The 26,406-nt window shown below is 71.6% G+C and carries 23 protein-coding genes; 17 read left to right on the forward strand and 6 right to left on the reverse strand.

Annotation, left to right across the window (positions count from 1 at the left end):
- Window positions 1-28 precede the first annotated feature (28 nt).
- On the reverse strand, window positions 29-1,270 hold the full coding sequence (locus B7C62_26775; protein ID ARF75456.1) for a hypothetical protein: 1,242 nt from the start codon (window positions 1,268-1,270) through the stop codon (window positions 29-31).
- A 79-nt stretch (window positions 1,271-1,349) separates the two neighbouring features.
- Between B7C62_26775 and B7C62_26780 the strand changes: the two genes are divergently transcribed.
- Window positions 1,350-1,994, forward strand: coding sequence for a DNA-binding response regulator (locus tag B7C62_26780; GenBank protein ARF75457.1), 645 nt, complete (start codon window positions 1,350-1,352; stop codon window positions 1,992-1,994).
- A gap of 89 nt (window positions 1,995-2,083) precedes the next feature.
- Here B7C62_26780 and B7C62_26785 read toward each other — a convergent pair whose 3' ends face one another.
- Window positions 2,084-3,094, reverse strand: coding sequence for a hypothetical protein (locus tag B7C62_26785; protein ID ARF75458.1), 1,011 nt, complete (start codon window positions 3,092-3,094; stop codon window positions 2,084-2,086).
- A 205-nt stretch (window positions 3,095-3,299) separates the two neighbouring features.
- Window positions 3,300-4,529 (reverse strand): PucR family transcriptional regulator, encoded by a 1,230-nt coding sequence (locus B7C62_26790; GenBank protein ARF75459.1) that lies wholly within the window; start codon window positions 4,527-4,529, stop codon window positions 3,300-3,302.
- A 211-nt stretch (window positions 4,530-4,740) separates the two neighbouring features.
- Between B7C62_26790 and B7C62_26795 the strand changes: the two genes are divergently transcribed.
- Both B7C62_26795 and B7C62_26800 read left to right on the forward strand, forming a co-directional pair.
- Window positions 4,741-5,667 carry a proline dehydrogenase gene (locus tag B7C62_26795; GenBank protein ID ARF75460.1) on the forward strand — a complete coding sequence of 309 codons (927 nt, stop codon included), beginning with the start codon at window positions 4,741-4,743 and terminating at the stop codon, window positions 5,665-5,667.
- Window positions 5,668-5,721: 54 nt separating this feature from the next.
- A complete protein-coding gene (locus B7C62_26800) occupies window positions 5,722-7,353 on the forward strand; it encodes a 1-pyrroline-5-carboxylate dehydrogenase (protein ID ARF75461.1) in 1,632 nt (543 codons plus the stop codon).
- Between the two features lie 123 nt (window positions 7,354-7,476).
- On the opposite strand, the gene B7C62_26805 is transcribed toward B7C62_26800, so the two are convergent.
- On the reverse strand, window positions 7,477-8,199 hold the full coding sequence (locus B7C62_26805; protein ARF75462.1) for a nitroreductase: 723 nt from the start codon (window positions 8,197-8,199) through the stop codon (window positions 7,477-7,479).
- Between the two features lie 204 nt (window positions 8,200-8,403).
- Here B7C62_26805 and B7C62_26810 point away from each other — a divergent pair, with 204 nt between their 5' ends.
- Window positions 8,404-9,477, forward strand: a complete 1,074-nt coding sequence (locus B7C62_26810) for a serine protease (protein ARF75463.1) — start codon at window positions 8,404-8,406, stop codon at window positions 9,475-9,477.
- A gap of 97 nt (window positions 9,478-9,574) precedes the next feature.
- Window positions 9,575-10,126 carry an aminoglycoside 2'-N-acetyltransferase gene (locus B7C62_26815; protein ARF75464.1) on the forward strand — a complete coding sequence of 184 codons (552 nt, stop codon included), beginning with the start codon at window positions 9,575-9,577 and terminating at the stop codon, window positions 10,124-10,126.
- A gap of 74 nt (window positions 10,127-10,200) precedes the next feature.
- Here B7C62_26815 and B7C62_26820 read toward each other — a convergent pair whose 3' ends face one another.
- A complete protein-coding gene (locus B7C62_26820) occupies window positions 10,201-11,220 on the reverse strand; it encodes an NADP-dependent oxidoreductase (protein ARF75465.1) in 1,020 nt (339 codons plus the stop codon).
- Window positions 11,221-11,424: 204 nt separating this feature from the next.
- On the opposite strand from B7C62_26820, the gene B7C62_26825 reads away from it, so the two are divergent.
- The 5 genes from B7C62_26825 (at window position 11,425) to B7C62_26845 (ending at window position 17,120) form a co-directional block, all read left to right on the forward strand.
- Window positions 11,425-12,342 (forward strand): LysR family transcriptional regulator, encoded by a 918-nt coding sequence (locus B7C62_26825; protein ID ARF75466.1) that lies wholly within the window; start codon window positions 11,425-11,427, stop codon window positions 12,340-12,342.
- A gap of 509 nt (window positions 12,343-12,851) precedes the next feature.
- Window positions 12,852-13,898, forward strand: a complete 1,047-nt coding sequence (locus B7C62_26830) for a 3-isopropylmalate dehydrogenase (protein ID ARF75467.1) — start codon at window positions 12,852-12,854, stop codon at window positions 13,896-13,898.
- Between the two features lie 258 nt (window positions 13,899-14,156).
- Entirely contained in the window at window positions 14,157-15,260 is a 1,104-nt protein-coding gene (locus B7C62_26835) for a branched chain amino acid aminotransferase (GenBank protein ID ARF75468.1), read from the forward strand.
- Between the two features lie 169 nt (window positions 15,261-15,429).
- Entirely contained in the window at window positions 15,430-16,476 is a 1,047-nt protein-coding gene (locus B7C62_26840) for an agmatine deiminase (GenBank protein ARF75469.1), read from the forward strand.
- The gene (locus B7C62_26845) at window positions 16,473-17,120 is read left to right on the forward strand and encodes a transcriptional regulator (protein ID ARF75470.1); all 648 of its coding nucleotides are present in this window, start codon (window positions 16,473-16,475) and stop codon (window positions 17,118-17,120) included. The genes B7C62_26840 and B7C62_26845 overlap by 4 nt, the downstream gene beginning before the upstream one ends.
- A 61-nt stretch (window positions 17,121-17,181) precedes the next feature.
- Here the strand turns inward: B7C62_26845 and B7C62_26850 are convergent, their stop codons facing one another.
- On the reverse strand, window positions 17,182-17,457 hold the full coding sequence (locus B7C62_26850) for a hypothetical protein (GenBank protein ID ARF75471.1): 276 nt from the start codon (window positions 17,455-17,457) through the stop codon (window positions 17,182-17,184).
- A gap of 116 nt (window positions 17,458-17,573) precedes the next feature.
- On the opposite strand from B7C62_26850, the gene B7C62_26855 reads away from it, so the two are divergent.
- The 7 genes from B7C62_26855 (at window position 17,574) to B7C62_26885 (ending at window position 26,347) form a co-directional block, all read left to right on the forward strand.
- Window positions 17,574-19,181 (forward strand): citramalate synthase, encoded by a 1,608-nt coding sequence (locus B7C62_26855; protein ID ARF75472.1) that lies wholly within the window; start codon window positions 17,574-17,576, stop codon window positions 19,179-19,181.
- A 240-nt stretch (window positions 19,182-19,421) separates the two neighbouring features.
- The gene (locus B7C62_26860; GenBank protein ID ARF75473.1) at window positions 19,422-20,396 is read left to right on the forward strand and encodes a LacI family transcriptional regulator; all 975 of its coding nucleotides are present in this window, start codon (window positions 19,422-19,424) and stop codon (window positions 20,394-20,396) included.
- Between the two features lie 91 nt (window positions 20,397-20,487).
- Window positions 20,488-22,167, forward strand: a complete 1,680-nt coding sequence (locus B7C62_26865; protein ARF75474.1) for a peptide ABC transporter substrate-binding protein — start codon at window positions 20,488-20,490, stop codon at window positions 22,165-22,167.
- Between the two features lie 19 nt (window positions 22,168-22,186).
- Window positions 22,187-23,365, forward strand: a complete 1,179-nt coding sequence (locus B7C62_26870; protein ARF75475.1) for a dipeptide/oligopeptide/nickel ABC transporter ATP-binding protein — start codon at window positions 22,187-22,189, stop codon at window positions 23,363-23,365.
- Window positions 23,362-24,342, forward strand: a complete 981-nt coding sequence (locus tag B7C62_26875) for a peptide ABC transporter permease (protein ID ARF75476.1) — start codon at window positions 23,362-23,364, stop codon at window positions 24,340-24,342. The genes B7C62_26870 and B7C62_26875 overlap by 4 nt, the downstream gene beginning before the upstream one ends.
- Window positions 24,342-25,349, forward strand: a complete 1,008-nt coding sequence (locus B7C62_26880; GenBank protein ID ARF75477.1) for a peptide ABC transporter permease — start codon at window positions 24,342-24,344, stop codon at window positions 25,347-25,349. The genes B7C62_26875 and B7C62_26880 overlap by 1 nt, the downstream gene beginning before the upstream one ends.
- A complete protein-coding gene (locus B7C62_26885; GenBank protein ID ARF75478.1) occupies window positions 25,346-26,347 on the forward strand; it encodes a dipeptide/oligopeptide/nickel ABC transporter ATP-binding protein in 1,002 nt (333 codons plus the stop codon). Before B7C62_26880 ends, B7C62_26885 begins: the two co-directional genes overlap by 4 nt.
- Window positions 26,348-26,406 lie beyond the last annotated feature (59 nt).

Below are 26,406 nucleotides of genomic sequence, written 5' to 3' on the forward strand. Positions count from 1 at the left end.
CGGTACCGTCCGGGCGCCCCGGGTCCGGTCAGCCGCCCCCGGGTCCGGCGGCCAGCGGAAAGTCCGCGGTCACCTGCCAGCCGACGGGGTGCGCCGGTTCGGCCGTGAGCCTCCCGTCCAGCTCCCGGACCCGCTGCTCCAGGGCCTCGATACCCGTACCACCGCCCTCCCGTTCGGCTTGGGCGGCGGCCGGGTCGTCCTCGGCACCGTCACCGTCGTCCACGACGTGGACCCGCAGCACCTCGGTGCCGCTGCCGCCGTCCCCCGCCGTCCCACTGGAGCGGCGGGCTATCGTGACCGTCACCCCGGAAGCCGACGGGGCGTGCCGGCGGACGTTGGTGAGCGCCTCCAGCACCACGCGGTACCCGACCGAGCCGACGCGGTTCGGCACCGTGTCCAGGGTGCCGGGTGCCATGTGCAGCCGGGTGGGGATGGTCCCCGTCCGGTTGAACCGCTCGATGAGTGTGGGGACCTCCTCCAGGGTGAGGGCGCGTCCGGTCTCCTCGCGCGGTGCGGCCCCGGGCTCCCGTGCCCCGGCGGGCCGGGGGAGCTTCTCGTCGCCGTCCAGATCGCGCAGAATTCGGATCGTCCGGTCCATGGCCTCCAGGGCGTTCACCCCGGCCGTCTCGATCTGCGGCAGCAGGGCCAGCGCGCGCTCCGGAGAGCTCCGGGCGAGCGTCTGCGCCGCCTGGGAGAGCACCATCACCCCGGTCACGTCATGGGCCGCGAAGTCGTGGAGATCGCGGGCGATGGCGAGCCGCCCGGCCCGGCGCTCGGCCGCCACGGCGATCCGGCGGTGGCTGTCCAGGGACCGCAGATAGCAGGAGGCGCCCACGGCGATGGCCGCCGCCACACCCCAGATCACGCAGAGCCCGAGTGTCTCGCGGGTGCCCGCGGGCGGCTCGATGGTCAGCGCGATCCGCAGGGGCAGCACCGTCACCGTCGCGGTCATGGCCAGCGAGACAACCGTGGCGACCAGGGGCCCCGGGTGCCGGACGGACGGGACGATGATCACCAGAAGCGCGAACGTCTCCAGCAGAATCCACAGTGCCGTGGCGTTGTCGACGGGCCCTCGGTAGACCGCTGTCACACCCAGCGAGACCAGACACACGACCGGGACCGTGGAGACCATCCGCTTCATCCCTGTCGCGGGCAGCCACACCGTGTGCACCACGGCCGCCAGCACCGCGACCAGGGTCGAGGTCAGGATGAGGGGATGGATGTCACCCCCTTGTGCGACTGCGGTCACCAGGACCACGACAGCCAGCATCGCGGCACCAACAGGTCTGGCGAGAAGGCACAGTTGGTTCCACACGTGAGCCGATGTTACAGCGTGCAAGGATCATGTTATGACGACCCGGATTGTGATCGCAGACGACCAGCGAAGCGTGAGGGAAGGGTTCCGCTGCATTCTCGACCAGCAGCCGGACATGAAAGTCGTGGGTGAGGCGGCGGACGGCCGCGAGGCGCTGGAACTGGCCCGTACGGAACGCCCCCACGTACTGCTTGCCGATATCCAGATGCCCACCATGGACGGGCTGGAACTCACCCGCGAACTGGCCCAGAAGGTCCCGTCGGTCCGGGTGGTGGTGGTCACCACCTTCGACCTGGACGAATACGTGCATACGGCGTTGCGCTCCGGTGCCTACGGCTTCCTGCTGAAGCGGTCCGGCGCGGCCCTGCTGGTCGAGGCGGTACGGGCCGCGGTGAACGGGGACTCGCTGATCAGCCCGCAGATCACCACACGGCTGCTGCGCAGTGTCACCGCGCCCCGGCGGGCGGACCCCGCCGGCACCGAGCGGCTGACCCCGCGTGAGCTGGAGATCGCCAAGCTGGTCGCCGACGGAATGACCAACGCCGACATCGGGGCGGAACTCTTCATCTCGTCCGGGACGGTGAAGACCCACCTCACCCATATCCAGGGGAAGTTGGATGTACGCAACCGGGTGGGGATCGCGGCCTGGGTGTGGGACGCGGGGCTCCAGGGGAAGTAGTGCCCCGCGGCCCACGGGCGCGCCCCGGCCGGGAGACGGGAACCTGTGCCGGTCCCTCCGTCCTCCGGCCGGGGCATCGCCCCCGGTGGTCAGGGCCGGGGCCAGTCGTCCCAGTCCGCGGCCGTCATGGTGACCATGATCTTCCGGTCGCCCTCGTAGGGCGCCCGGCCGTGGCTGGCCAGGATGTTGTCGACCATCAGCATGTCGCCCGTCTCCCAGACGGGCCCCACGGACGTCCGCTCGAACGCCGCGTGGATCGTGGCGAGATCATCGGCCCCGATGGGGCTGCCGTCACCGAGATAGGCGTTCCGGGGCAGGTCCTCCTCGGGGAAGAACGAAAGCAGGGTCTCCGCCGTCTCGGCCGGCAGCGAGCCGACGTGGAAGAGATGGGCCTGGTTGAACCACACCGTCTCCCCGGTGACCGGGTGGTCGGCGAGCGCCGGGCGTACCTGGTGGGTCCGCAGCAGATCCCCGTCCCACTCCCACGAGATGGCGTTGGTACGGCAGTACTCCTCGACGGCCGTCCGGTCCTCGGTCTGGAACGCCTCCTGCCAGGACAGTCCGACACCGTCGTGGTAGGCCCGGGTGTAGCGCACACCGTGCTCGGCGAACCGGTCCACCAGATCGCGGGGCAGCTCGGCGAGCACGGAACGGCTGTCGGCCACCGGGGTCTGTCCGCCGGTACGCGACGGCACAGCCGCGAGGAAGAACAGGTGGTCCGGCCAACGGGACGAGTAGGAACTCTCGTTGTGCTGCGGAATCCGCTGGTCGGCGGGGTATTCGGTGGAGGTGTAGACCGTTCCTTCGACCCGGGAGCGCGGAGTGGACCGCTCGGTGTACTCCAGCGCACCGCCGCCCAGCAGGGCCGCGGTCTCGGCGAGGTCCACCGGGTCGGTCAGGGTGCCGCCGGAGAGCCGTACCGCGCCGTGCCGCAGCACCAGCCGCCGCAGCTGGTCCCGGTGCGTGAGCAGCCACTCCCGGCGGTCCCTCCCGGTGCTGGGAGCGGAGACCGTGGGCAGTGTCGTACCGGAGTTCTCGATGGAGGACACAGGGATGTCCTGACCTGTGCCCGGGATGCTTTCGGCGCGGGGTTCTGGCATGGCCTGCGCCACCTCGCTTCTCTGAGTCGGGAGCCTCGCTTCCCGGCTATCCTCGCCGCGCCCGATCCGGCCCCACCAGGCGGTTTAGCGGACACTGAAAACAACGTGGACGTCCGCCCCCCGTCCGGTGCTCCGGCCCGGTGCTCCACCGTCCCGCGGCGCAGGAGGCCGTACCGCCCGCGGGCCACCCCTGCGGCTCCACCTCCTACAGCCGCGCCCGCTTCACCGCCATGTGCAGCAGCAGCCGGTCCTCGCCGTCGCCCAGGTCGAGGCCGGTGATCTGCTCGATCCGGGAGAGGCGGTAGTAGAGCGTCTGGCGGTGGATGCCCAGCTCGGCGGCCGTCCGGCCGGCCTGGCCCGCGCAGTCCAGGAACACCTCCGCCGTGTGCGCCAGCTCCTTGTGCAGCGGGGTCAGCAGGGTGGCCACCGCCGGGTCCGCCGGGTCCGTGCCGGTGCCGGGGAGGGCGGTGAGCAGACGGTACGGGCCGATGGCCGACCAGCGGGCGACCGGGCCGAAGCGGGTCTCGGCCCGGGCCGCCCGGGCCGCCGCCACCGCCTCCCGCCAGGAGGCCGTCAGCTCCTCCAGGCCCCGGCGGGGCGCCGCGATCCCCCCGGCGGCTCCCGGGCCCGCCGACGTACGCAACCGGTCGGCGGCGCTCGTCGCAGGGTCCAGGCGGTCCGCCGAGCGCAGCCTGATCAGCGCGGCCAGGGAGACGGGGCCCACGCCCCTCGGACCTGCCCCGGAGCCTCCCGTGGCGGCGGTGGGCCCGACGCCTCCGGAAGCGCTGGACCCGGCGCCCGCGCCCCCCGGCGCGGCGACCGTCGCCAGGGCCGCCGCCGAGGCCACGCCCCGTACCGACGGGGTGTCGTCGGCCGTCCACGGCGTCACGCACACCACCGCGTGCAGCCCCTCCGCGTCCTGGCCCAGCGCCTCCCGCAGCGCCGCCACCGCCGTGTCGTGCCGACGGCCCGGCCCGGCCGTGAGCACCGCGCCGAACTCCCGCGAGAGGTCCGCGCCCGCCCGCGCCTCGTCCGAGAGCAGCGCCCCGATCCGGGCGGCGACCTCCATCGCGGCGGCCAGCTGCCCGTCGGTCGGCCCGGGGGAGGTGTCCAGGAGCCAGACGTAACCGAGGACGACGCCCCGATGGCGTGCCGGAAGGCAGACGCGGTCCCGGTAGACCCCGGCCTCCGGGGCGGCGGGGATGCGGACCGGGCCGGTCGCCCGGGTGATGCCGAACCCCTCGAACCAGGCGCGGACGGCCGGGGTGGAGCGGCGGGTCAGGATCGAGCGGGTGCGGACCGGGTCCATCGCGCTGTCGTCGTCGCTGTCGTGGGCCCCGAAGGCGACCAGGCCGAAATCGCGGTTCTCCAGGGTGGCGGGGGCGCCGAGGAGGGCGGAGATCTCGTCGACCAGTTCCTGGTAATCGCCTGTCACCCGGCCATTCTCGCACCCCACGCCCGGTTTCTTCAGACAGATGTCTGAGATGGCGGCCACGGATGCGTGACAGGTGTCGATGGCACAGGATCGGAGCGGTACCTAGATTTCACGGTGGTTATCCGTGCCGTACCAGTGTGTTCATGTCCGTTCACCTACGTTCATGTACGTACCGTTACGGCCCTTCGTCCGAATATTCGTGGAGGTCCCCGTGCTGGGTCCCGTGATTCTCGCCGCATCGCGCAGCGACAAGATGCGCCGGTTCGTCTCGGCCGCGCCCGGCACCAAGCAGGTCGTCGACCGCTTCATCGCCGGGGAGACCGTCGACCAGGTCATCCCGATCGTCGAGGACGCCGCGGGCAAGGGCCTGGAGGTCACGCTCGACGTCGTCGGCGAGGACATCACCACCCCCGCCCAGGCCGAGGCCGCCCGCGACGCCTACCTGGAGCTCATCGAGCGCCTGAAAGCCCTGGACCTGGGCCCGCGCGCCGAGATGTCCGTGAAGCTCTCCATGTTCGGCCAGGCGCTGGAGGGCGGCCACGAGCTCGCCCTCGCCAATGTGCGCCCCGTCGTGGAGGCCGCCGACGCCATCGGTACCACGGTCACCCTGGACGCCGAGGACCACACCACCCTCGACTCGATGTTCGCCATCCACGAGGAGCTGCGGAAGGACTTCCCGCAGACCGGCTGTGTCATCCAGTCCTACCTGTTCCGCACCGAGGACGACGCCCGCCGCCTGGCCGCCGCGGGCAGCCGCGTCCGCATCGTGAAGGGCGCCTACAAGGAGCCCGCGTCCGTCGCGTACCAGGACAAGGCCGAGATCGACAAGGCGTACGTCCGTATCACCCGCATCCTGATGGAGGGCGCGGGCTACCCGATGATCGGGTCCCACGACCCCCGTCTCATCGCCATCGCCCAGGAGCTGGGCCGCCAGGCCGGGCGCAAACTGGATGAGTACGAGTTCCAGATGCTGTACGGCATCCGCAGCGACGAGCACGTCCGGCTCGCGGCCGAGGGCCACCGGATGCGCGTCTACACGGCGTACGGCACCGACTGGTACGGATATTTCATGCGCCGCCTCGCGGAGAAGCCGGCCAACCTGCTGTTCTTCGGCCGCTCGGTCCTCACCAAGGGCTGAACCGGTCCCCGGGCCGACCCCCATCCCCGCCGACACCAAGGAGACAAGGCACTCATGGACGCCGTCACCCAGGTCCCCGCGCCGGTCAACGAGCCGGTTCACTCCTACGCCCCGGGCTCCCCGGAGCGCGCCCGCCTGGAGGTGAAGCTCAAGGAGCTCGCCGACAACCCGATCGACCTGCCGATGACCATCGGCGGCGAGAAGCGGATGGGCGGCGGCGAGCGGGTGAACGTCGTGCAGCCGCACAACCACCAGGCCGTCATCGGCACCTTCGCCGGGGCCACCGAGCAGGACGCCCAGGACGCCATCGACGCGGCCCTCGCCGCCGCTCCGGCCTGGCGCGCGATGTCCTTCGACGACCGCGCGGCGATCATCCTGCGCGCCGCCGAGCTGCTGGCGGGCCCCTGGCGCGAGACGCTGGCCGCCTCCACCATGCTCGGCCAGTCCAAGACCGCCCAGCAGGCCGAGATCGACACCCCCTGCGAGCTCGTCGACTTCTGGCGCTTCAACGTGCACTACGCGCGCCAGATCCTCGCCGAGCAGCCCCCGGCCAACTCCCCGGGCGTGTGGAACCGTATGGACCACCGCCCGCTGGAGGGCTTCGTCTACGCGATCACGCCGTTCAACTTCACGGCCATCGCGGGCAACCTCCCCACCGCCCCCGCCCTCATGGGCAACGTCGTGGTGTGGAAGCCGTCCCCGACCCAGACCCACGCCGCCGTGCTGCTGATGCAGCTCCTGGAGGAGGCCGGGCTGCCCAAGGGCGTCATCAACCTGGTCACCGGCGACGGCATCGCCGTCTCCGAGGTGGCACTGAACCACCGCGACCTGGCCGGTATCCACTTCACCGGCTCGACCCCCACCTTCCAGCACCTGTGGAAGACGGTCGGCAACAACATCGCCACCTACCGCACCTACCCGCGGCTCGTCGGCGAGACCGGCGGCAAGGACTTCGTCGTCGCGCACCCCAGCGCCGACCGCGCCGTGCTGAAGACCGCGCTGACCCGCGGCTCCTTCGAGTTCCAGGGCCAGAAGTGCTCCGCGTCCTCGCGTGCGTACGTCCCCGCCTCCATCTGGAACTCCGGTTTCAAGGAGGAGTTCGCGGCCGAGGTCGACTCCATCAAGATGGGTGACGTCACCGACCTGAGCAACTTCATCGGGGCCGTCATCGACGACCGCTCGTTCGCCAAGAACAAGGCCGCGATCGACCGCGCCAAGACCGACCCGGCGTGCACGATCGTCGCGGGCGGCACCTACGACGACTCGGTGGGCTACTTCGTCCGCCCGACGGTCATCGAGTGCACCGACCCCGAGAACGAGGTCTTCACGACCGAGTACTTCGGCCCGATCCTCGCGGTCCACGTCTACGAGGACGAGAACTACGACGCGATGCTGGAGCAGATGGAGTCGGTCTCCGACTACGCGCTGACCGGCTCGGTCATCGCGGGCGACCGCGCCGCCGCCGCGTACACGATGGAGAAGCTCCGCTACGCCGCGGGCAACTTCTACATCAACGACAAGTCGACCGGCGCCGTCGTCGGCCAGCAGCCCTTCGGCGGCGGCCGCGCCTCCGGCACCAACGACAAGGCGGGCGCCCCGCAGAACCTCCAGCGCTGGACCCTCACCCGGGCCATCAAGGAGACCCTGGTCCCGCCGACCGACTACACCTACCCCCACCAGGGCTGACGGCCCTCCCCGGGGCGCCGCAGCACGACGCCCCGGGCCCGGGTCCCCCGTGGGGACCCCTCCCAGCACCGCCCCCCGACCGGTCCCCCTACCGGCCGGGGGGCGGTTTCCACGTAGGTGTCCTCAGATCTCCACGAGCACCTGGTCCAGCGACTTGCGGACGAGGTCGGGGACCTCGCAGTCGTCGGACGGGTAGCCGACGGGGATCACCGCGAACGCCTTCTCGTTCTCCGGCCGGTCCAGCACCTCACCGAGGAAGCGCATCGGGCTCGGGGTGTGGACCAGCGCGGCGAGCCCGGACAGGTGCAGGGCGCCGAGCAGCATCCCCACCGCGATGCCCACCGACTCGTCGACGTAGTAGTGCTTGCGCCTGGTGCCGTCCTCGCCCAGCCAGTAGCGCTGCTGGAACACCACGATCAGGCCGGGCGCGTCCGTCATATGGGCCTTGACCGCGTCGGTGCCCAGCGGGCGGAGCGCCGCGAGCCACTCCTCGCCGAGCCGCCCGTCGTAACTCAGCTTCTCCTCGTGCTCGGCGGCCTCCCGGATGCGGCGGCGCACCTCCGGGTCCTTGACCAGGACGAAGGTCCACGGCTGCTGGTGGGCACCGGAGGGGGCGGTGGCCGCGCAGGCGACGGCGTCGCGCAGCACCTGTTCGGGGACCGGGTCGGGGGAGAACGCGCGGACGGTCCGGCGCTCGTCCATGCGCCGCCGCAGCCGGGCGGCCCGGGCGAGGGACTCCTCGGGGGCGATCCGCTCGGGGCGGTAGGGCGTGGGGCGGTACGGGTCGCCATGGGTGGGCGACCAGGGGCGGGGCGCGGATGCGGGCGCGGGTGTGGTGTCGGGCATGGGCGCAGTGTGCGGCGCGGGGGCGGGCGGGGGAAGCGGGGCTTCGGTCAGGTACGGGGCCGGTCCCGGACAGTGTCCGGTGAGCGGGGGCGACGGCCTGGCGTCAACTGCCTCCAGGGCAGGCGGTCTTGTGGTGAAGGTAATGAGCATGTCAAATTCCTTCTCGGTACGTCCCCACACGTCACCCGAGAAGGAGCTCCCCCCATGAGACGCAACCCCCGTGCGCGCCTGAGCCTTTCCCTGCTGCTCGTCGCCGGTGCCCTCGGCCTCGGCGCGGCCCCCGCCACCTCCGCCGAAGCCCGCTCCGCCGCCGCTGCCCCCTCGGCGATCCCCTCCGCGTCCGCGTACGCGCTCGACGCCGCCGTCGAACGCGAGCTCGGCGCCGACACCGCCGGAACCTACCTCGACCGGAAGACCGGCGACCTGGTCGTCACCGTCACCACCGACCGGGCCGAGGAGCGGGCCCGCGCCACCGGGGCCACCGTCCGCCGGGTGGCCCGCAGCGCCGCCCAGCTCGACGCCGCCATGAAGACCCTGGAGGCCGAGGCGAAGATCACCGGCACCTCCTGGGGCATCGACCCGCGCACCAACCAGGTCGCGGTGGAGGCCGACTCCTCCGTCTCCGCCCGGGACATGGCCCGCCTCGAAGCCGTCGCGAAGCGGCTCGGCGGCGCGGTGAGCATCAGCCGCGTACCCGGCGTCTTCGACCGCGAGGTGCTGGGCGGCGGGGCCATCTACGGCGGCGGCAGCCGCTGCTCGGCCGCCTTCAACGTCACCAAGGGCGGGGCCCGTTACTTCGTGACCGCCGGGCACTGCACCAACATCTCCGCCAACTGGTCGGCCACCTCGGGCGGTCCGGTCATCGGTGTCCGCGAGGGCACCAGCTTCCCGGTCAACGACTACGGCATCGTCCGCTACACCGACGGCTCCTCGCCCGCCGGAACCGTCGACCTCTACAACGGCTCCACCCAGGACATCAGCTCCGCCGCCAACGCCGTCGTCGGCCAGGCGATCCGCAAGAGCGGCTCCACCACCAAGGTGACCTCCGGAACGGTCACCGCCGTCAACGTCACCGTCAACTACAGCGACGGGCCCGTCTACGGCATGGTCCGCACCACCGCCTGCTCGGCCGGCGGCGACAGCGGCGGCGCCCACTTCGCCGGGACCGTCGCCCTCGGCATCCACTCCGGCAGCTCCGGTTGCTCCGGCACGAGCGGTTCGGCCATCCACCAGCCGGTGGTGGAGGCGCTCTCGGCGTACGGCGTCTCGGTGTACTAGAACCGGGAGGCCGGGGTACGGAGCCCGCGCGACCGGCTCCGTACCCCGGATCGGCCCTGCGTGCCTGGTGGGAGCGGGTGTTTGGGAAACTGGGATCATGACCGAGCTCCCCGCGGTGCACGCCGCCCACACCTATGAGCTGACCGCGGCTGTACGGGACGAGATCCGCGCCCTGCTGGACTCCGCCTTCGACGGCGACTTCGGCGACGACGACTGGGAGCACTCCCTCGGCGGCGTCCACGCCCTCGTCCGCGACACCGGCGGGCTCCTGATCGCCCACGGCTCCGTCGTCCAGCGCCGGGTGCTCCACGAGGGCCGCTCGCTGCGCGCCGGATACGTCGAGGCCGTCGCCGTCCGCCCCGGCCGCCGCCGCCAGGGGCTCGGCCACCGGGTGATGGCCGCGCTGGAGCGGGTCGTCGACGGGGCCTACGAGTTCGGCGCCCTGTCCGCCTCCGACGCGGGCGCGGCGCTCTACGCGGCGCGCGGCTGGCAGGTGTGGCCGGGGAGCCTCGCCGCCCTCGGGCCGCACGGGACCGTCCCGCTGCCGGAGGAGGAGGGCAGCACCTACGTCCGCCCGGCCGCCGGGCACGTACTGCCCGCCGCCGCCCACCCGCTCGTCTTCGACTGGCGCGACGGCGACCTGCTGTAGGGGAGACGGGCACAACTCGCTCCAGAAGAGGGCCGAGGTGCCGTCAGGGCCGGTCAACGGCCCTTCCCCGGGCCTCAGTCGGCGATCCGGATCAGCATCTTGCCGGTGTTCTCGCCCCGCAGCATCCCGAGGAACCCGTCCACCGTCCGCTCGAAGCCGTCCACCACCGTGACATCGGGCACGACCAGCCCGCTCCGGAGGTGCGGCACCAGGAACTCCTCCAACTCGGCCATCACGTCGGGATAGTTGCGCACCATCACCCCTTCCAGCCGCAGGCTCTTCTCCACGATGTCGAACAGGTTGCGCGGGGCGGCGGGCGGCTCGTGCGCGGAGTGGTACTGGGAGATGGCGCCGACCCAGGCGATCCGCCCGTGCTCGCGGAGCACGGAGATCGCGCCCTCCAGATGGTCCCCGCCGACGTTGTCGACGTACGCGTCGATGCCGTCCGGCGCCGCCTTCGCCAGCAGCTCACCGACCGGGCCGTCGTGGTAGTCGAACGCCGCGTCGAAGCCGAGCTCGCCGGTCAGCCGGGCCACCTTCGCGGGCGTCCCGGCGCTGCCGATGATCCGCCCGGCACCGAGCAGCCTGGCGAAGCGCCCCACCGCCGTACCGACCCCGCCTGCCGCCGCCGAGACGAAGAGGTCCTGACCGGCCCGGAACTCCAGCGTCCGGGTGAGCGCCACATAGGCGGTGAGCCCGGTGCCGCCGAGGAGCGACATGTACGCGGTGAGCGGGACCCCGTCGTACGAGGGCACCTTCCGCACCCCGGCGTCGCCCGGCGCCACCACGGCATGGGTCCGCCACCCCTCGCGGTGCAGGACGAGGTCGCCCTCCGCCAGCTCCGGGGCGCGGGAGGCGATCACCCGGCCCAGCGCGCGCCCCTCACGCGGGGCGCCCAGGTCCCATCCGCTGTCCATCTCCTCGCGGTGGTACGGGTCCACGGAGAGGTAGAGGTTCTCCACGACGGCCGTGCCGGGGGCGGGCTCGGGGACCGGTGCCTCGTGGACGGAGAAGAGGTCCGGCGTCGGGAAGCCCTGCGGGCGGGCGGCGAGGTGGATGGTGCGGGCGGTACCGGTGGTGCGCTGCGTCGTCATGGTGTCGACCGTAGGAGGAAGAGGTGCGGGTGGGGGAGAGGGGGATGTCGATGGAAGAATCGTTTCCATGAACAGCTTTCATGGGTCGGGTTTCCCCGGGTCGGGTTTCCCCTGGTCCGGTTTCCCTGAGTCCGGCCTTCCGGGGTCCGGTCTTCCTGGGCCCGGCTCTCCGGGGGCACGATGCCCCGGCCCTCCGGGGGCGCGATGACCGACCTCGCCCCGCATGAACTCCGCGTCATCGTCGCCGTCGCCGACGCCCAGGGGTTCTCCGCCGCCGCCCGCGCCCTCGGCATGACGCAGTCCGCCGTCTCCCACTCCGTCCGGACCAGCGAGCGCCGGATCGGCGCCCTGCTCTTCGAGCGCGGCCGACGGGGCGCCACGCCCACCCCCGCCGGTGAGGTGGTCGCCGGACACGCCCGGCGCATCCTGCGGCTGCTCGAGGTGATGGGTGCCGAGGCCCGGGGGACCGCCGCGGGGCCCACCGGCTCGGACACCGTGAGCGGGCCGCTGCGGATCGCCGCGTTCCGCAGTGCCGCCCTGTATCTGCTGCCGCCCGCGCTGGAGCGTCTCACGGCCCGCCATCCGGGGGTCGAGCCGGTGGTGCGCATGGTGCGCGAGGTGGGGCGGGGCACGGCCGGTGAGGTGCTGGACGGGCGGGCCGATCTGGCCGTCGCGACGATCGGGACCACCTCGCCGGTCCCGCCCGAGCTGGTCGGCGGCGTACTGCTGGAGGAGGAGTACTCCCTGGTGCACCCGGCCGGGCACGCCGCGCCCCGGACGCTGCCCCTGGTCGACTGGGCCGAGAACTGCACCTCGTACACGCGCGACTGGTGGGCGGCCCAGGCATGGATTCCCCGGGCGACGGTGGAGGCCGAGGACGACGGAGCGGTGCTCTCGATGGTGTCCCGTGGTCTCGGTATGGCGATCATGCCCGGTCTGTCCCTGTACGGAGCACCCGACGGAATCGAGATCACTGCTCTCGGACCCGATCGGCCCACCCGCTCGATCGGCTATGTCACCACCCCTGAGCAGGCACGATCCCTCGCCGTACGGGCGTTGATCCGGGAGTTGCGAGCACAGCGCGGTGGAGCGGCCGTCTCAGATAGTAGGAAGTCCGACTAACTGTAGAGACAGAGCGGCCCGACTGTCCTAGCTTTGTAGGAGCCGAACGAATCGCTCGATCGAGCGACTGTGGCGGTCGCGGGCGCGCGCCCCGAAGCAGGTAACCCCCTGCGGCGTACGCCCCCCGCTCCTTCCGGCACCTCGAAATCCGATCCCGGCCCGGCCCCGGCGCCGCACCGCGATGTGCGCCCCGCCCCCGGCATCCACGCGATCTCAAGGAGTCGATCCATCATGGCCAACACCACCACCCGCCGCGTCCGTCACAGCTCCCGCGCCGCCGAGGCCGAGCGCAAGAACGCCGCCGCCGCCCTCCAGCGCGCCCTGGACCGCCGGGACAACGGCGGCTCGACCGGCCACTGAGCCGAGGGCCCGCCGGCCCCGACCGGAACACCCGTCCCGGAACACCCACCTCGGAACATCCGTCCCGGGCGGCCCCGGAACACCAGTTCCCTGTCCGCATCGTGGACGTCATATGTCATGGGGTGGGACGCACCGTTAGGCTTTCCCGTATGTCTCGCAGCATCGATCTCGCAGTGATCCCCGGTGACGGAATCGGCCAGGAAGTCGTGGCCCAGGGCCTCAAGGTCCTCAACGCTGTCCTCCCGCAGGATGTGAAGCTGGAGACCAAGGAGTACGACCTTGGCGCCCAGCGCTGGCACCGCACCGGGGAGACCCTCCCGGACGCGGAGCTGGAGGCGCTCAGGAGCCACGACGCCATCCTCCTCGGCGCGATCGGTGACCCGTCCGTGCCGTCCGGCGTCCTGGAGCGCGGGCTGCTGCTGAAGCTGCGTTTCGCCTTCGACCACTTCATCAACCTGCGCCCCTCCAAGCTCTTCCCGAACACCGCGACCCCCCTCGCGGGCCGCCCCGACATCGACTTCGTCGTCGTCCGCGAGGGCACCGAGGGCCCGTACACCGGCAACGGCGGCTCGCTGCGCACCGGCACCCCCGCCGAGGTCGCCACCGAGGTCAGCGTCAACACGGCGTACGGCGTCGAGCGCGTGGTCCGGGATGCCTTCGAGCGCGCGGCCGCCCGGCCCCGCAAGAAGCTGACGCTGGTCCACAAGAACAACGTCCTCGTCTACGCCGGTCACCTCTGGAAGAACACCTTCGACAAGGTCGCCGCCGAGTACCCGCAGGTCTCCACCGACTATCTGCACGTCGACGCCGCGACGATCTTCTTCGTCACCCAGCCGGAGCGCTTCGACGTCATCGTCACCGACAACCTCTTCGGCGACATCCTCACCGACCTCGCCGCCGCCGTGACCGGCGGTATCGGCCTGGCCGCCTCCGGCAACATCAACCCGACGGGCGCGTTCCCGTCGATGTTCGAGCCCGTCCACGGCTCCGCCCCCGACATCGCGGGCCAGGGCAAGGCCGACCCCACCGCCACGGTCCTCTCCGTCGCCCTCCTGCTGCGCCACCTCGGTTACGAGGCCGAGGCCGTGCGCATCGAGGACGCCGTCTCCGCCGACCTCGCGGAGCGCGACGGGGCCGCCGCCCCGCGCACGACCGACCAGATCGGCGACGCCCTCGCGGTACGCGTAGCGAGCTGACCCGACGACTCCACTTCGAGGCCGCCGGGTCGCATTCAGCGCCCGGCGGCTTCACCTGTGCGGCCCCCGGGTGCCACCATCGACCCCTGGACCGCAATCCCACCATTTCGTGCCTGGCCCCCCGCAAGAGATAATCGAACGCGGGGCCGTGGCTCGCGGTGAAGCTCGGACGTCCTAGGACCTGACCGGAAAGCGTCGGGAGGAGGACGGGCGTGGGCGCGGTCCATCACACACAAGACCGGTGAAGGACACGCACTCATGACGACGCCCACGATCGAGCTCAAGCCCTCCTCGAACCCGCTGTCCGACGCGGAGCGCGAGGCGATTCTGGCCAACCCCGGATTCGGCCGGCACTTCACCGATCACATGGTGACGATCCGCTGGACCGAGGGCCGCGGCTGGCACGACGCCGAGCTGGTCCCCTACGGCCCGCTGTCCCTGGACCCGGCCAACATGACCCTGCACTACGCGCAGGAGATCTTCGAGGGGCTCAAGGCGTACCGCCAGCCCGACGGCTCGGTCGCCTCGTTCCGCCCCGACGCCAACGCCCGCCGCTTCCAGCGCTCGGCCGCCCGCCTCGCCATGCCCGAGCTGCCCGTCGAGACGTTCATCGCGGCCTGCGACGCGCTGGTGCAGCAGGACAAGGCGTGGGTCCCGGCGCACGGCGGCGAGGAGTCGCTGTACCTCCGCCCGTTCATGATCGCGACCGAGGTCGGCCTCGGTGTGAAGCCGGCCAACGAGTACCTCTTCCTGGTCATCGCCTCGCCCGCAGGCGCCTACTTCCCCGGTGGCGTGAAGCCCGTCTCCATCTGGCTCTCCGAGAACCGCGTCCGCGCCGTCCCCGGCGGCGTCGGCGACGCCAAAACCGGCGGCAACTACGCGGCCTCCCTCCTCGCCCAGGCCGAGGCCGCCGAGCACGGCTGCGCCCAGGTCGCCTACCTCGACGCCGTCGAGCACAAGTGGGTCGAGGAGCTCGGCGGGATGAACCTGTACTTCGTGTACGAGCAGGAGGACGGCTCCAGGAAGATCATCACGCCCGCCCTCACCGGCTCCCTGCTCGCCGGGGTCACCCGCGACTCCCTCCTCAAGGTCGCCCGCGACCTCGGTTACGGCTCCGAGGAGGGCCGGATCTCCATCGACCAGTGGCGCGACGACACCGCGAAGGGCACCCTCACCGAGGTCTTCGCCTGCGGCACCGCCGCCGTCATCACCCCGGTCGGCACCGTGAAGACCGCGGGCGGCGAGTGGACCCAGGGCGACGGCACGCCCGGCGAGGTCACCATGAAGCTGCGCGAGCGCCTGCTCGACATCCAGCGCGGCACCGCCGAGGACACCCACGGCTGGATGCACCCGCTCGGCTAGTCCCCCCGGGCTCCTGGGAGAGGCCGCACCGCCCCGAGGCCGGTGCGGCCTTTTCCGTACCCGACGACTAGAGCACCGCTCTAAAAGGGCCGCAAGAAACTTCCGTACGGCTTCGCGGTAAAGTTAGAGTGACACTCTAACTGTCTCACCCGGAAGCCCAGGAGCCCCCATGCCGGCCGCCACCCCCACCCCCTTCCGCATGCCCCCCGAGTGGGCCCCCCACGAGCGCACCTGGATGGCGTGGCCCGGTCCCAACCCCACCTTCGCCTCCGACGCCGAGCTGGACGGGGCCCGCCGTGCCTGGGCCGCCGTCGCCCGGGCCGTACGCCGGTTCGAGCCGGTCACGATGGTGGTCGGGCCGGGGCAGGAGGAGGGGGCCGCCGCACTCCTCGGGCCCGACGTCGAGCTGGTCGTACGCCCCCTGGACGACGCCTGGATGCGGGACATCGGGCCCACCTTCGTCACCGACGGCCGCACCCTCGCCGCCGTCGACTGGACGTTCAACGGCTGGGGCGCCCAGGGCTGGGCCCGCTGGGAGAGCGACCAGCACATCGCCCGGGCCGTCGCCGAGCTGACCGGCACCCCCGCCCACAGCTCCCCGCTCGTCAACGAGGGCGGCGCGATCCACGTGGACGGCGAGGGCACCGTCCTGCTCACCGAGACCGTCCAGCTCGGCGAGGAGCGCAACCCCGGCTGGACCCGCGAGCAGGTCGAGGCGGAGATCCACGCCCGCCTGGGCACCGAGAAGGCGATCTGGCTGCCGCGCGGGCTGACCGGCGACTACGGGACGTACGGCACGCTCGGCCATGTCGACATCGTGGCCGCCTTCGTCCGCCCGGGCACCGTCGTCGCCCACGTCCAGCCCGACCCGGCCCACCCCGACCACGAGGTCACCCGGGAGCTGCTGGCCGTCCTGCGGGCCGCCACCGACGCCCGGGGCCGCCCGCTGGAGGTCATCGAGGTGCCCGCGCCCACCGTGCTGCGCGACGAGGACGGCGAGTGGGTCGACTACTCCTACATCAACCACTACCTCTGCAACGACGGCGTGGTCCTCTGCGCCTTCGACGACCCGCGCGACGAGGAGGCCGCCGCGATCTTCCGGGGCCTCTTCCCGGACCGTACGGTGACCCTTGTCGACGCCCGTACGATCTTTGCCGGCGGTGGAGGCATCCACTGCATCACCCAGCAGCAGCCGAAGGTACGAGCGACCCCATGACCCCCGCCCCCCGCCGCACCCACCACGCCGCCCCGCCCCGTGAGGACGTCCTCGCCGCCGCCATGGCCACCGTCGCCGCGCGCGGCCTCGACGGGCTGACCATGGCCGGGCTCGGGCGCGAGGTGGGGATGAGCAGCGGGCACCTCCTCTACTACTTCCGCACCAAGGACGAGCTGCTGCTCCAGACCCTGGAGTGGAGCGAGAACCGCCTCGGGGCCGAGCGGCGCGCCCTCCTCGCCGGGCCGGGGACCGCCCGCGAGCGGCTGGAGGCGTACATCGGCCTCTACCTCCCCGCCGGTCACCGCGACCCCCACTGGACGCTCTGGCTGGAGGTGTGGGGCCGCTCCCAGAACGCGGACGACGACGCCAGGGCCCGGCAGGCCGCCATCGAGGGGGCCTGGCACCGGGACCTGGTGGCGCTGCTGGCGGAGGGGGTCTCGCGCGGGGAGTTCCGGGCGGTGGACGCCGACCGGTTCGCGACCCGGCTGCGGGCGCTGCTGGACGGGTTCAGCGTCCATGTGACGGTGGGCATTCCGGGGACGGGCCGTGACCAGGTGCTCGTCCAGGCGGCGGAGTTCCTGGACGAGACGCTCACGCCCACCCGGCCCGGGGGCGGTGCGACGGGTGTCACGACCGCATCCTGAGACACCGCCGTCACGGACGCGTCACTGTGCGAGACTTCTCCCGTGTCCTCGTTCGTCATGATTATTGGCAGCAGGCGCGCCGGTCCGCAGTGACCGTCCCGTACCACCCCGTACGGCACGGCCACCGTGCCCCAGACCCGCGCGCAGACCTCTCGCACCCGCGAGGGGTTTTTTCGTTTTCCGGCCCGCACCCGGGCCGGAGCCGCGCACGCGGGATGATGGGGGCAAGTGGAACTGGGGCCTGTTCCGGGTCCCCCGTCTGTGCGGCGACGCCCAGCACGCACACTCGCCGCACGGCGACGCAGGACAGGTGGCTCCGCCACATGACCTGCGACACCGCACGCCGATCGCACGCACCGAACGCCGCCGCACCCGCGCTTCGCGCGGACGACGGGGGACCCGGAACAGGCCCCAGACCGTCCGGTCCACTCATCCGACAGGAGCCAGACCAGCATGACCACCAAGGCCAACGCCACCGACGACAGTTTCCATGTCTTCGACACCACACTGCGCGACGGTGCTCAGCGTGAGGGCATCAACCTGACGGTCGCCGACAAGCTGACCATCGCCCGGCACCTGGACACCTTCGGGGTCGGATACATCGAGGGCGGCTGGCCGGGTGCCAACCCCCGTGACACGGAGTTCTTCGCCCGCGCCCAGCAGGAGATCACGTTCGAGAACGCCCAGCTCGTGGCGTTCGGCGCGACCCGCAGGGCCGGGGGCACGGCGGCCGACGACCCCCAGGTGAAGGCGCTGCTGAACTCCGGCGCCCCGGTGATCACGCTGGTCGCCAAGTCCCATGACCGCCATGTCGAGCTGGCCCTGCGCACCACCCTGGACGAGAACCTGGAGATGGTCCGCGACACCGTCTCCCACCTGCGCGAACAGGGCCGCCGGGTCTTCGTGGACTGCGAGCACTTCTTCGACGGCTACCGGGCCAACGCGGAGTACGCGAAATCCGTGGTCCGCACCGCGTACGAGGCGGGCGCCGAGGTCGTCATCCTCTGCGACACCAACGGCGGCATGCTCCCCGCCCAGGTCCAGGCCGTCGTCTCCACGGTCATCGCGGACACCGGGGCCCGGCTCGGCATCCACGCCCAGGACGACACCGGCTGCGCGGTCGCCAACACCCTGGCCGCCGTGGACGCGGGCGCCACCCACGTCCAGTGCACGGCCAACGGGTACGGCGAGCGGGTCGGCAACGCCAACCTCTTCCCCGTGGTCGCCGCCCTGGAGCTGAAGTACGGCATGAAGGTGCTGCCCGAGGGCGCCCTCGCCGAGATGACCCGGATCTCGCACGCCATCGCCGAGGTCGTCAACCTCACCCCCTCCACCCACCAGCCGTACGTGGGTGTCTCGGCCTTCGCCCACAAGGCCGGGCTGCACGCCTCCGCGATCAAGGTCGACCCGGACCTCTACCAGCACATCGACCCCGAGCGGGTCGGCAACACCATGCGGATGCTGGTCTCCGACATGGCGGGCCGCGCCTCCATCGAGCTGAAGGGCAAGGAGCTGGGCGTCGACCTCGGCGACGACCGCGCCCTGGTCGGCCGGGTCGTGGAGCGGGTCAAGGAACGCGAGCTCCAGGGCTACACCTACGAGGCCGCCGACGCCTCCTTCGAACTCCTGCTGCGCGGCGAGGTGGAGGGCCGGGCCCGGCGCTACTTCCGTACGGAGTCCTGGCGCGCGATCGTCGAGGACCGCCCCGACGGCACCCACGCCAACGAGGCCACCGTGAAGCTCTGGGCCAAGGGCGAGCGGATCGTCGCCACCGCGGAGGGCAACGGCCCGGTCAACGCCCTGGACCGGGCCCTGCGCGTCGCCCTGGAGCGGATCTACCCGCAGCTCGCCAAGCTGGAGCTGGTCGACTACAAGGTCCGCATCCTGGAGGGCCGTACGGGCACCGAGTCCACCACCCGGGTCCTGATCACCACGGGCGACGGAGCCGCGGACTGGGCGACCGTGGGGGTCGCCGAGAACGTCATCGCCGCGTCCTGGCAGGCGCTGGAGGACGCGTACACCTACGGCCTGCTCCGCGCGGGCGTGGAGCCCACGGAGTAGGTCCAGCCCGCCCGGCCACGAGAGCCGCCACCCCGCCCCCGGGGATGGCGGCTCTCGTACGTTCAAGAGGTGAACGCTCAACCCGCCCTCCCCGCCCGGCAGATGAGACCCGACCAATGTCGACGTGAAGTATTGACGGCTCTGTATCGGCGCGGTTAACTCCAGCCGCAACGCCGGTACCGGTTCCGGAACCGGTACCGGAAACCTCTCCAGCACGTCTCCCGGCCCCTGGAGGCCCCGATGCGCGTCACCATCGCCGATGTCGCCCGCGAGGCCGGCGTCAGCAAGACGACCGTGTCACGGGTCATCAACACCAAGGGCGAGGTGGACGGGACGACCGCCGCCCGCGTTCGTGAAGTGATCGCACAGCTCGGCTATGTACCCAGCTCCGGAGCCGTGGGCCTGGCCCGCGGCTCCAGCCGTACGGTCGGGATGCTGGTCCCCTCGCTGACCTGGCCGTGGATGGGCGAACTGCTCCAGGGGGTCGTCGACACCGTCGAGGCCGCCGACTACGGGCTGCTGCTGTTCACCTGCAACCGGGGCGCCGAGTCCGTCCAGCGCTTCACCGGTCAGGTGTCGGCGCGCGCCTTCGACGGGCTCGTCGTCGTGGAGCCCGAGAACACCCTCGGCCACCTCACCGCCCTGCACCGCGACGGCCTGCCGATCGTCCTCATCGACGACCGGGGCCACCACCCCGCGTTCCCCTCCGTCGTGACCACCAACCACGAGGGAGGAGCATCGGCGGCCCGCCACCTGCTCGCCGCCGGACGCTCCCGGCCCGTCGTCCTCACGGGCCCCCGCCACTTCGGCTGCGTACGGGACCGGCTGGGCGGATTCCGCTCGGTCCTCCCCGACGCCCATGTCGCCGAGGGGGACTTCACTGAGCTGGGCGGCCGTCTCGCGACGGAGGAACTCCTCGCCCGGGGCGTCGCCTTCGACTCCGTCTTCGCGCACAACGACATCAGCGCCGCCGGGGTGCTCCGGGCCCTGCGGGTCGCCGGGCGCCGGGTCCCCGACGATGTCGCGGTCGTCGGCTTCGACGACATCCCGATGGCCGAACACACCGAACCGCCCCTCACCACCGTGCGCCAGCCCACCCGCCGCATGGGGGAGACGGCGGCCCGGATGCTGCTCTCCCACCTCGGCGGCACGCCCGTACCGGACGGCCCGGCCGTGCTGCCCACCGAACTGGTCGTGCGCCACTCGGCGCCGTGACGGACCCGGCCGCCCGGCCGCGCCCCGCCCGCCCCCTTCCTCCCTCCGCCGGATCACCGTGACCCGGCGGCAGCCCCTTCCTGGAGTCGCCATGTCCGTACGCCGTCGCACCACGCTCAGAGCGGTCGCCGCAGCCACCGTCGTCATCGCCCTCGCCGCAGGCTGCTCGAACGCCAACTCGGGTGCGGGCAAGGGCGGTGTCGGGGGAGCCACCGGCGTACTGACCCTCGGCAAGCCGGACGGGCCGCAGACCAACAACAGCAACCCGTTCCTCAACACCTCGGCGGGCGCCACCCTCGGCTACCGGTACATGATCTACGAGCCGCTGGCCATGACGAACATGATCAAGCCCACCGACAAGGCGGACCCCTGGCTCGCCACCGACTGGGAGTGGGAGGCCAACTTCACCAAGGTCACCTTCACCCTGGACGAGCGGGCGAAGTGGGCCGACGGCAAGCCCCTGACGGCGGCCGACGTGGAGTTCACCTTCAACCTCCTGAAGAAGCACTCGGCGCTCAACTGGAACGGCATCCCCTTCGACGGGGTCGCCGTCGAGGACGGGAAGGTCGTCCTGACCTTCAAGGAGTCCCAGTTCGTCAACCAGAACAAGATCATCCAGACGTTCATCGTGCCCAAGCACATCTGGGAGAAGGTCAAGAACCCCGAGACCTGGCCCAACCGGACGCCGGTCGGCTCCGGCCCGTACCGGCTCAAGACGTTCACCCCGCAGACCACCACCCTGACCGCCACGCCGACCTACTGGAACGGCCGGACCAAGGTCAAGGAGCTCCGCTACACCGCGTACAACGACAACAGCGCCGCCACCACCGCGCTGGCCACCGGCAAGGTCGAGTGGTCCTTCGTCTTCATGCCGAACCACAAGCAGCTCTACATCGACAAGGACCCCAAGAACCACAAGCTGTGGTTCCCCTCCGGCCTCGGCGTCCACGGCCTCTGGTTCAACACCGCCCGCAAGCCCTTCGACAACCCGGCGCTGCGCCGGGCGATGGCGATGGTCGTCGACCGCAGGGCCATCCACATCCAGGCGCAGGCCACGCTCTACCCGGAGATCACCAGCCCCACCGGTATCCCGCTCCCGGCCGGTGAGCCCTTCCTCGCCCCCGAGTACCGCAGCGCCACCACCCGGCCCGATGTCGCCGGAGCGAAGAAGCTGCTGGCCGAGGCCGGGTTCACGCTGAGCGGCGGGGTGCTCAAGGACCCGTCCGGCAAGCCGGTGACGCTCACCTTCACCGACCCGGCCGGGTGGAACGACTACATCACCGGTCTCGCCATCATCAAGGACAACATCAAGCAGCTCGGCATCGAGGCCAAGGTCAAGACCCAGACCGCCGAAGCCTGGGGCGTGGACGTGGCCAACGGCAACTTCGACGCCACCCTGCGCTGGACCAACAGCGGCGCCACGCCCTACGACATGTACCAGAACGTCATGGACGGCGCGCTCCTCCAGCCCATCGGCAAGAGCTCCCAGCAGGGCAACTTCGGCCGCTTCAAGAGCGAGGAGGCCACCACCGCCCTCCAGGCGTACGCCAACGCCAAGGACCAGAAGACCCGCACCGAGGCCATGAACGCCCTCCAGAAGATCTTCGTGGAGCAGGCCCCCATGATCCCGACGGCCGCCGCCCCGATCGGCGCCGAGTACTCCACGAAGAACTGGATCGGCTGGCCCACCGAGGCCAACCCGTACGCCCCGCCGCAGCACACCCAGCCCAGCGCGCTGGAGATCGTGCTGAACCTCACGCCCGCCAAGTAAGTACGGGGAAGAACCGGCCATGACCACCGATCAGTCCGAGAACGTACGGGCCGGAGCCGACGCCGCCGCGGGCGCCGGACCCACCGGCACCGACGTGGTGCTCGAAGCACGCGGAGTCACCAAGCACTTCCCCCTGCGCCGCACCGCCCGCGACCTCCTCACCCGCGAGCGCCGCAGCGTCCACGCCGTCGACGACGTCTCGCTCCGGCTCCGGCGCGGCACCGTCACGGCCCTGGTGGGGGAGTCCGGCTCGGGCAAGTCCACCGTCGCCCGCCTGCTCGCCCGGCTCCACCCGCTCACCTCGGGCGAGATCCGGCTCGGCGGCGAGCCGGTCGTGGCCGGTGGCGGCCGGTCCTTCCGCCGTTACGTCCGCCGGGTCCAGCTCATCTTCCAGGACCCGTTCGCCTCGCTGAACCCGGTGCACACCGTCCGCTACCACCTGACCCGCGCCCTGAAGATCCACGGCCGGGCGGGCAGCGGGAAGGAGGAGCTGGAGCGGGCCCTGACCGATCTGCTGAACCGGGTCCAGCTCACCCCGGCCCACCAGTACCTGGACAAGTTCCCGCACGAGCTCTCCGGCGGGCAGCGCCAGCGCGTCGCCATCGCCCGCGCGCTCGGCGCCGACCCGCAGGTGCTCCTCGCCGACGAGCCCGTCTCCATGCTCGACGTGTCGATCCGCCTCGGCGTCCTCAACCTGCTCCGCGACCTCAAGGAGCGCCTGCACCTGGCGATCCTCTACATCACCCACGACATCGCCTCCGCCCGCTACTTCGCCGACACCACCCTCGTCATGTACGCGGGCCGGATCGTCGAGGGCGGCGACAGCGAGACCGTGACCCAGCGCCCCGCCCACCCCTACACCCAGCTCCTCATCGCCTCCGCGCCCGACCCCGACCGGGTGGCCGCGGCGGCCGACCAGGAGGAGACCGGCACCGGCGAACCGCCCTCCCTCATCACCCCGCCGCCCGGCTGCCGCTTCCACCCCCGCTGCCCGCAGGCCATGGAGCGCTGCCGCACCGAACTCCCGCCCCGCTTCGACCTGGCGGACGGCCAGTGGGCGGCCTGCTGGCTGTACGAGGGCCAGGGCGTGCGGTCGTACGGGAACGGGGACGCGGGCGCGAAGCCGTACGGGAACGAGGGCACGGCGGCGACCGGCACCCCGGCGCCCGGCACCACCGCGCGGGAGGTCTCCCGGTGAAGTACCTCCTCCAGCGCATCGCCTTCTACACCGTGACCGCCTGGGCCGCCATCACCATCAACTTCCTCATCCCGCGCCTGATGCCCGGCGACCCCGTACAGGCCCTGCTCAGCCGCTACCAGGGCCAGCTGGACACCAAGGCCATCGACTCCCTCAAGGCCCTCTTCGGCCTCGACGAGGAGCAGTCGCTCTGGCAGCAGTACACCGACTACTGGGCGCACCTCCTCGACGGCGACCTCGGCCTCTCCTTCACCTTCTTCCCGACCCCGGTCAGCGAGGTGATCACCCAGTCCCTCCCCTGGACGCTCGCCCTGGTCGGCGTCACCACCCTCATCAGCTTCGTCCTCGGCACCGGCATCGGCGTCTACAGCGGCTGGAAGCGCGGCTCCTGGCTGGACGGACTGCTGCCCGTCACCACGTTCATCTCCTCCATCCCCTACTTCTGGCTCGGCCTCATCGCCATCGCGCTGTTCGCCGAGAAGTGGTCGCTCTTCCCGAACTCCGGCGGCTACGACAGCGCCCTCGTCCCGGCCTTCGACTGGCCGTTCCTCTCCAGCGCGCTCTACCACGCGGTCCTGCCCGGCGTGACGATCGTGCTCAGCGCCGTGGCCGGCTGGATTCTCGGCATGCGCAACATGATGGTCACCGTCTCCTCCGAGGACTACGTGATGGTGGCGCAGGCCAAGGGGCTCTCCGAGCGGCGCGTCATGTTCGGCTACGCGGCCCGCAACGCGGTCCTTCCCAACATCTCGGGCTTCGCCCTCTCCCTCGGCTTCATCGTCGGCGGCACGCTGCTGGTCGAGATGGTCTTCACCTACCCGGGCATCGGCTTCCAGCTGCTCCAGGCGGTCGGCGCCAAGGACTACCCGCTGATGCAGGGCGTCTTCCTGATCATCACGCTCTCCGTCCTCGCCGCGAACCTCCTGGCCGACCTGGTCTACGCGGCCCTCGACCCCCGCATCCGGAAGGAGGCGTAGTGTCCATCACCGCCACCGACACCGCCGTCCTGGACGGCGCACCCGCCCCCGAGGCGCCCACCCGCCGGGCCCGGCTCCGGTTCCTGCGCGGCGGAAAGACCCGCACCGGGCTGATCGTCCTGACGTTCTTCGTCCTGCTGGCCGTCATCGGCCCGTGGATCGCCCCGTACGACCCCGACGCCATGAGCGACCAGCTCCTCCAACCCCCCTCCGGGGCCCACTGGTTCGGCACCACCCACACCGGGCAGGACGTCTTCTCCCAGATCCTCGTGGGCACCCGGGGCGTCCTCGTCGTCGGGTTCGTCGCGGCCCTCGTCGCCACCGTGCTCTCGGTCCTCATCGGGGTCACCGCGGGCTTCCTCGGCGGGGCGGTCGACGAGATCCTCTCCGCGCTCGCCAACATCTTCCTGGTGCTGCCCGGACTCCCGCTGATCATCATCGTCGCGAGCTTCGTCCCCGACACCGGAGACCTGCTCATCGCCTTCGCCATCGCCCTGACCTCCTGGGCCTGGGGCTCGCGCATCCTGCGCGCCCAGACGCTGTCGCTGCGCCGCCGCGACTACGTGGAGGCGGCCCGCGCCACCGGGGAGCCGACCTGGCGGATCATCCTCTTCGAGATCATGCCGAACCTCACCGCCGTGATCGCCTCCGGTTTCGTCGGCACCGTCATCTTCGCCGTCCTCACCGAGATCACCCTCGCCTTCATCGGGGTCGCGGACATCTCGCACTGGAACTGGGGCACGGTCCTGTTCTGGGCCCAGTCCAACCAGGCCCTCGCCCAGGGCGCCTGGTGGTGGTTCGTCCCGGCCGGCCTCTGCATCGCCCTGCTGGGCACGGCGCTCGCCCTCATCAACTTCGGCATCGACGAGTTCGTCAACCCGCGCCTGCGCACCGCCACCGGCTCCTCCCGGAAGGTGAAGATGCGCGTCGGCTTCACCCCCGTGGCCCGCAGGCCGCTGACCGGCGACCGTCCCGAGCACCGCACCAGCAAGGAGCCGCGCCCATGAGCGCCGAGCCGGTCCTCACCATCAGCGGACTGAACGTCGACTACGGCACCGACGAACGGGCCGTGCACGCCCTGCGGGACATCGACCTCACCCTGCACCGGGGCGAAGTCCTGGGCCTGGCGGGGGAGTCGGGGTCGGGCAAGTCGACCCTGGCGTACGCCGTGACCCGGCTGCTCGCCCCGCCCGGGGTGATCACCGGAGGAGAGGTCCACTACCACCGGCCGGGCGGTGACCGGCTCGACATCCTCTCCCTCTCCCCGGAGCAGCTGCGCGCCTTCCGCTGGCAGGAGCTGTCCCTCGTCTTCCAGGGGGCGATGAACTCCCTCAACCCCGTGCACACCGTCCACAGCCAGCTCACCGACGTCCTCAAGGCCCACCGCCCCGACCTGCGGAAGGCCCAACGCACGGGCCGGGCGAAGGAGTTGCTGAGCCTGGTCGGGATCTCCGCCGACCGGCTCGCCGCCTACCCGCACCAGCTCTCCGGCGGTATGCGCCAGCGCGTGATGATCGCGATGGCGCTCGCCCTGGAGCCCGAGATCGTCATCATGGACGAGCCGACGACCGCGCTCGACGTGGTGATGCAGCGCCAGATCCTGCGGCGGCTGGTCCAGTTGAGGGAACAGCTCGGCTTCTCGGTCGTGTTCATCACCCATGACATCTCGCTCCTGATCGAATTCTCGGACCGGATCGCGATCATGTACGGGGGCCGCATCGTGGAGGAGGCGGGTGCGGCGGAGATCTACCGCGACCCCCGCCACCCCTACAGCGACGGGCTGCTCCACTCCTTCCCCGCCCTCCACGGCCCCCGCCGCGAACTGACCGGCATCCCCGGCTCGCCCCCGCACCTGTCCGCGATGCCCACCGGCTGCGCGTTCCACCCGCGCTGCGGCAAGGCGTTCGAACCGTGCGCCGTACGGGTCCCGCCGCTGGCGGCCCCCGCCACCCCGCAGGGAACCACCCCCGGCCGCCGCACGGTCGCCTGCCATCTGCACACCTGACCAGGCCCACCCGACCGAATCCACCCGACCAGGACCCTCCCCTCCTCACCCCCGGAGAC

This window comes from Kitasatospora albolonga, from assembly GCA_002082585.1.
Classification (GTDB): domain Bacteria; phylum Actinomycetota; class Actinomycetes; order Streptomycetales; family Streptomycetaceae; genus Streptomyces; species Streptomyces stephensoniae.

Excerpts from the sequence above, each read along its gene's own strand:
- B7C62_26775 (ARF75456.1), bottom strand. The coding sequence starts at position 1,270 with ATGCTGGCTGTCGTGGTCCTGGTGACCGCAGTCGCACAAGGGGGTGAC.
- B7C62_26840 (ARF75469.1), top strand. The coding sequence starts at position 15,430 with ATGCCGGCCGCCACCCCCACCCCCTTCCGCATGCCCCCCGAGTGGGCC.
- B7C62_26830 (ARF75467.1), top strand. The coding sequence starts at position 12,852 with ATGTCTCGCAGCATCGATCTCGCAGTGATCCCCGGTGACGGAATCGGC.
- B7C62_26885 (ARF75478.1), top strand. The coding sequence starts at position 25,346 with ATGAGCGCCGAGCCGGTCCTCACCATCAGCGGACTGAACGTCGACTAC.
- B7C62_26780 (ARF75457.1), top strand. The coding sequence starts at position 1,350 with ATGACGACCCGGATTGTGATCGCAGACGACCAGCGAAGCGTGAGGGAA.
- B7C62_26845 (ARF75470.1), top strand. The coding sequence starts at position 16,473 with ATGACCCCCGCCCCCCGCCGCACCCACCACGCCGCCCCGCCCCGTGAG.
- B7C62_26860 (ARF75473.1), top strand. The coding sequence starts at position 19,422 with ATGCGCGTCACCATCGCCGATGTCGCCCGCGAGGCCGGCGTCAGCAAG.
- B7C62_26805 (ARF75462.1), bottom strand. The coding sequence starts at position 8,199 with ATGCCCGACACCACACCCGCGCCCGCATCCGCGCCCCGCCCCTGGTCG.
- B7C62_26785 (ARF75458.1), bottom strand. The coding sequence starts at position 3,094 with ATGCCAGAACCCCGCGCCGAAAGCATCCCGGGCACAGGTCAGGACATC.
- B7C62_26870 (ARF75475.1), top strand. The coding sequence starts at position 22,187 with ATGACCACCGATCAGTCCGAGAACGTACGGGCCGGAGCCGACGCCGCC.
- B7C62_26815 (ARF75464.1), top strand. The coding sequence starts at position 9,575 with ATGACCGAGCTCCCCGCGGTGCACGCCGCCCACACCTATGAGCTGACC.
- B7C62_26825 (ARF75466.1), top strand. The coding sequence starts at position 11,425 with ATGACCGACCTCGCCCCGCATGAACTCCGCGTCATCGTCGCCGTCGCC.
- B7C62_26835 (ARF75468.1), top strand. The coding sequence starts at position 14,157 with ATGACGACGCCCACGATCGAGCTCAAGCCCTCCTCGAACCCGCTGTCC.
- B7C62_26800 (ARF75461.1), top strand. The coding sequence starts at position 5,722 with ATGGACGCCGTCACCCAGGTCCCCGCGCCGGTCAACGAGCCGGTTCAC.
- B7C62_26810 (ARF75463.1), top strand. The coding sequence starts at position 8,404 with ATGAGACGCAACCCCCGTGCGCGCCTGAGCCTTTCCCTGCTGCTCGTC.
- B7C62_26855 (ARF75472.1), top strand. The coding sequence starts at position 17,574 with ATGACCACCAAGGCCAACGCCACCGACGACAGTTTCCATGTCTTCGAC.
- B7C62_26820 (ARF75465.1), bottom strand. The coding sequence starts at position 11,220 with ATGACGACGCAGCGCACCACCGGTACCGCCCGCACCATCCACCTCGCC.
- B7C62_26865 (ARF75474.1), top strand. The coding sequence starts at position 20,488 with ATGTCCGTACGCCGTCGCACCACGCTCAGAGCGGTCGCCGCAGCCACC.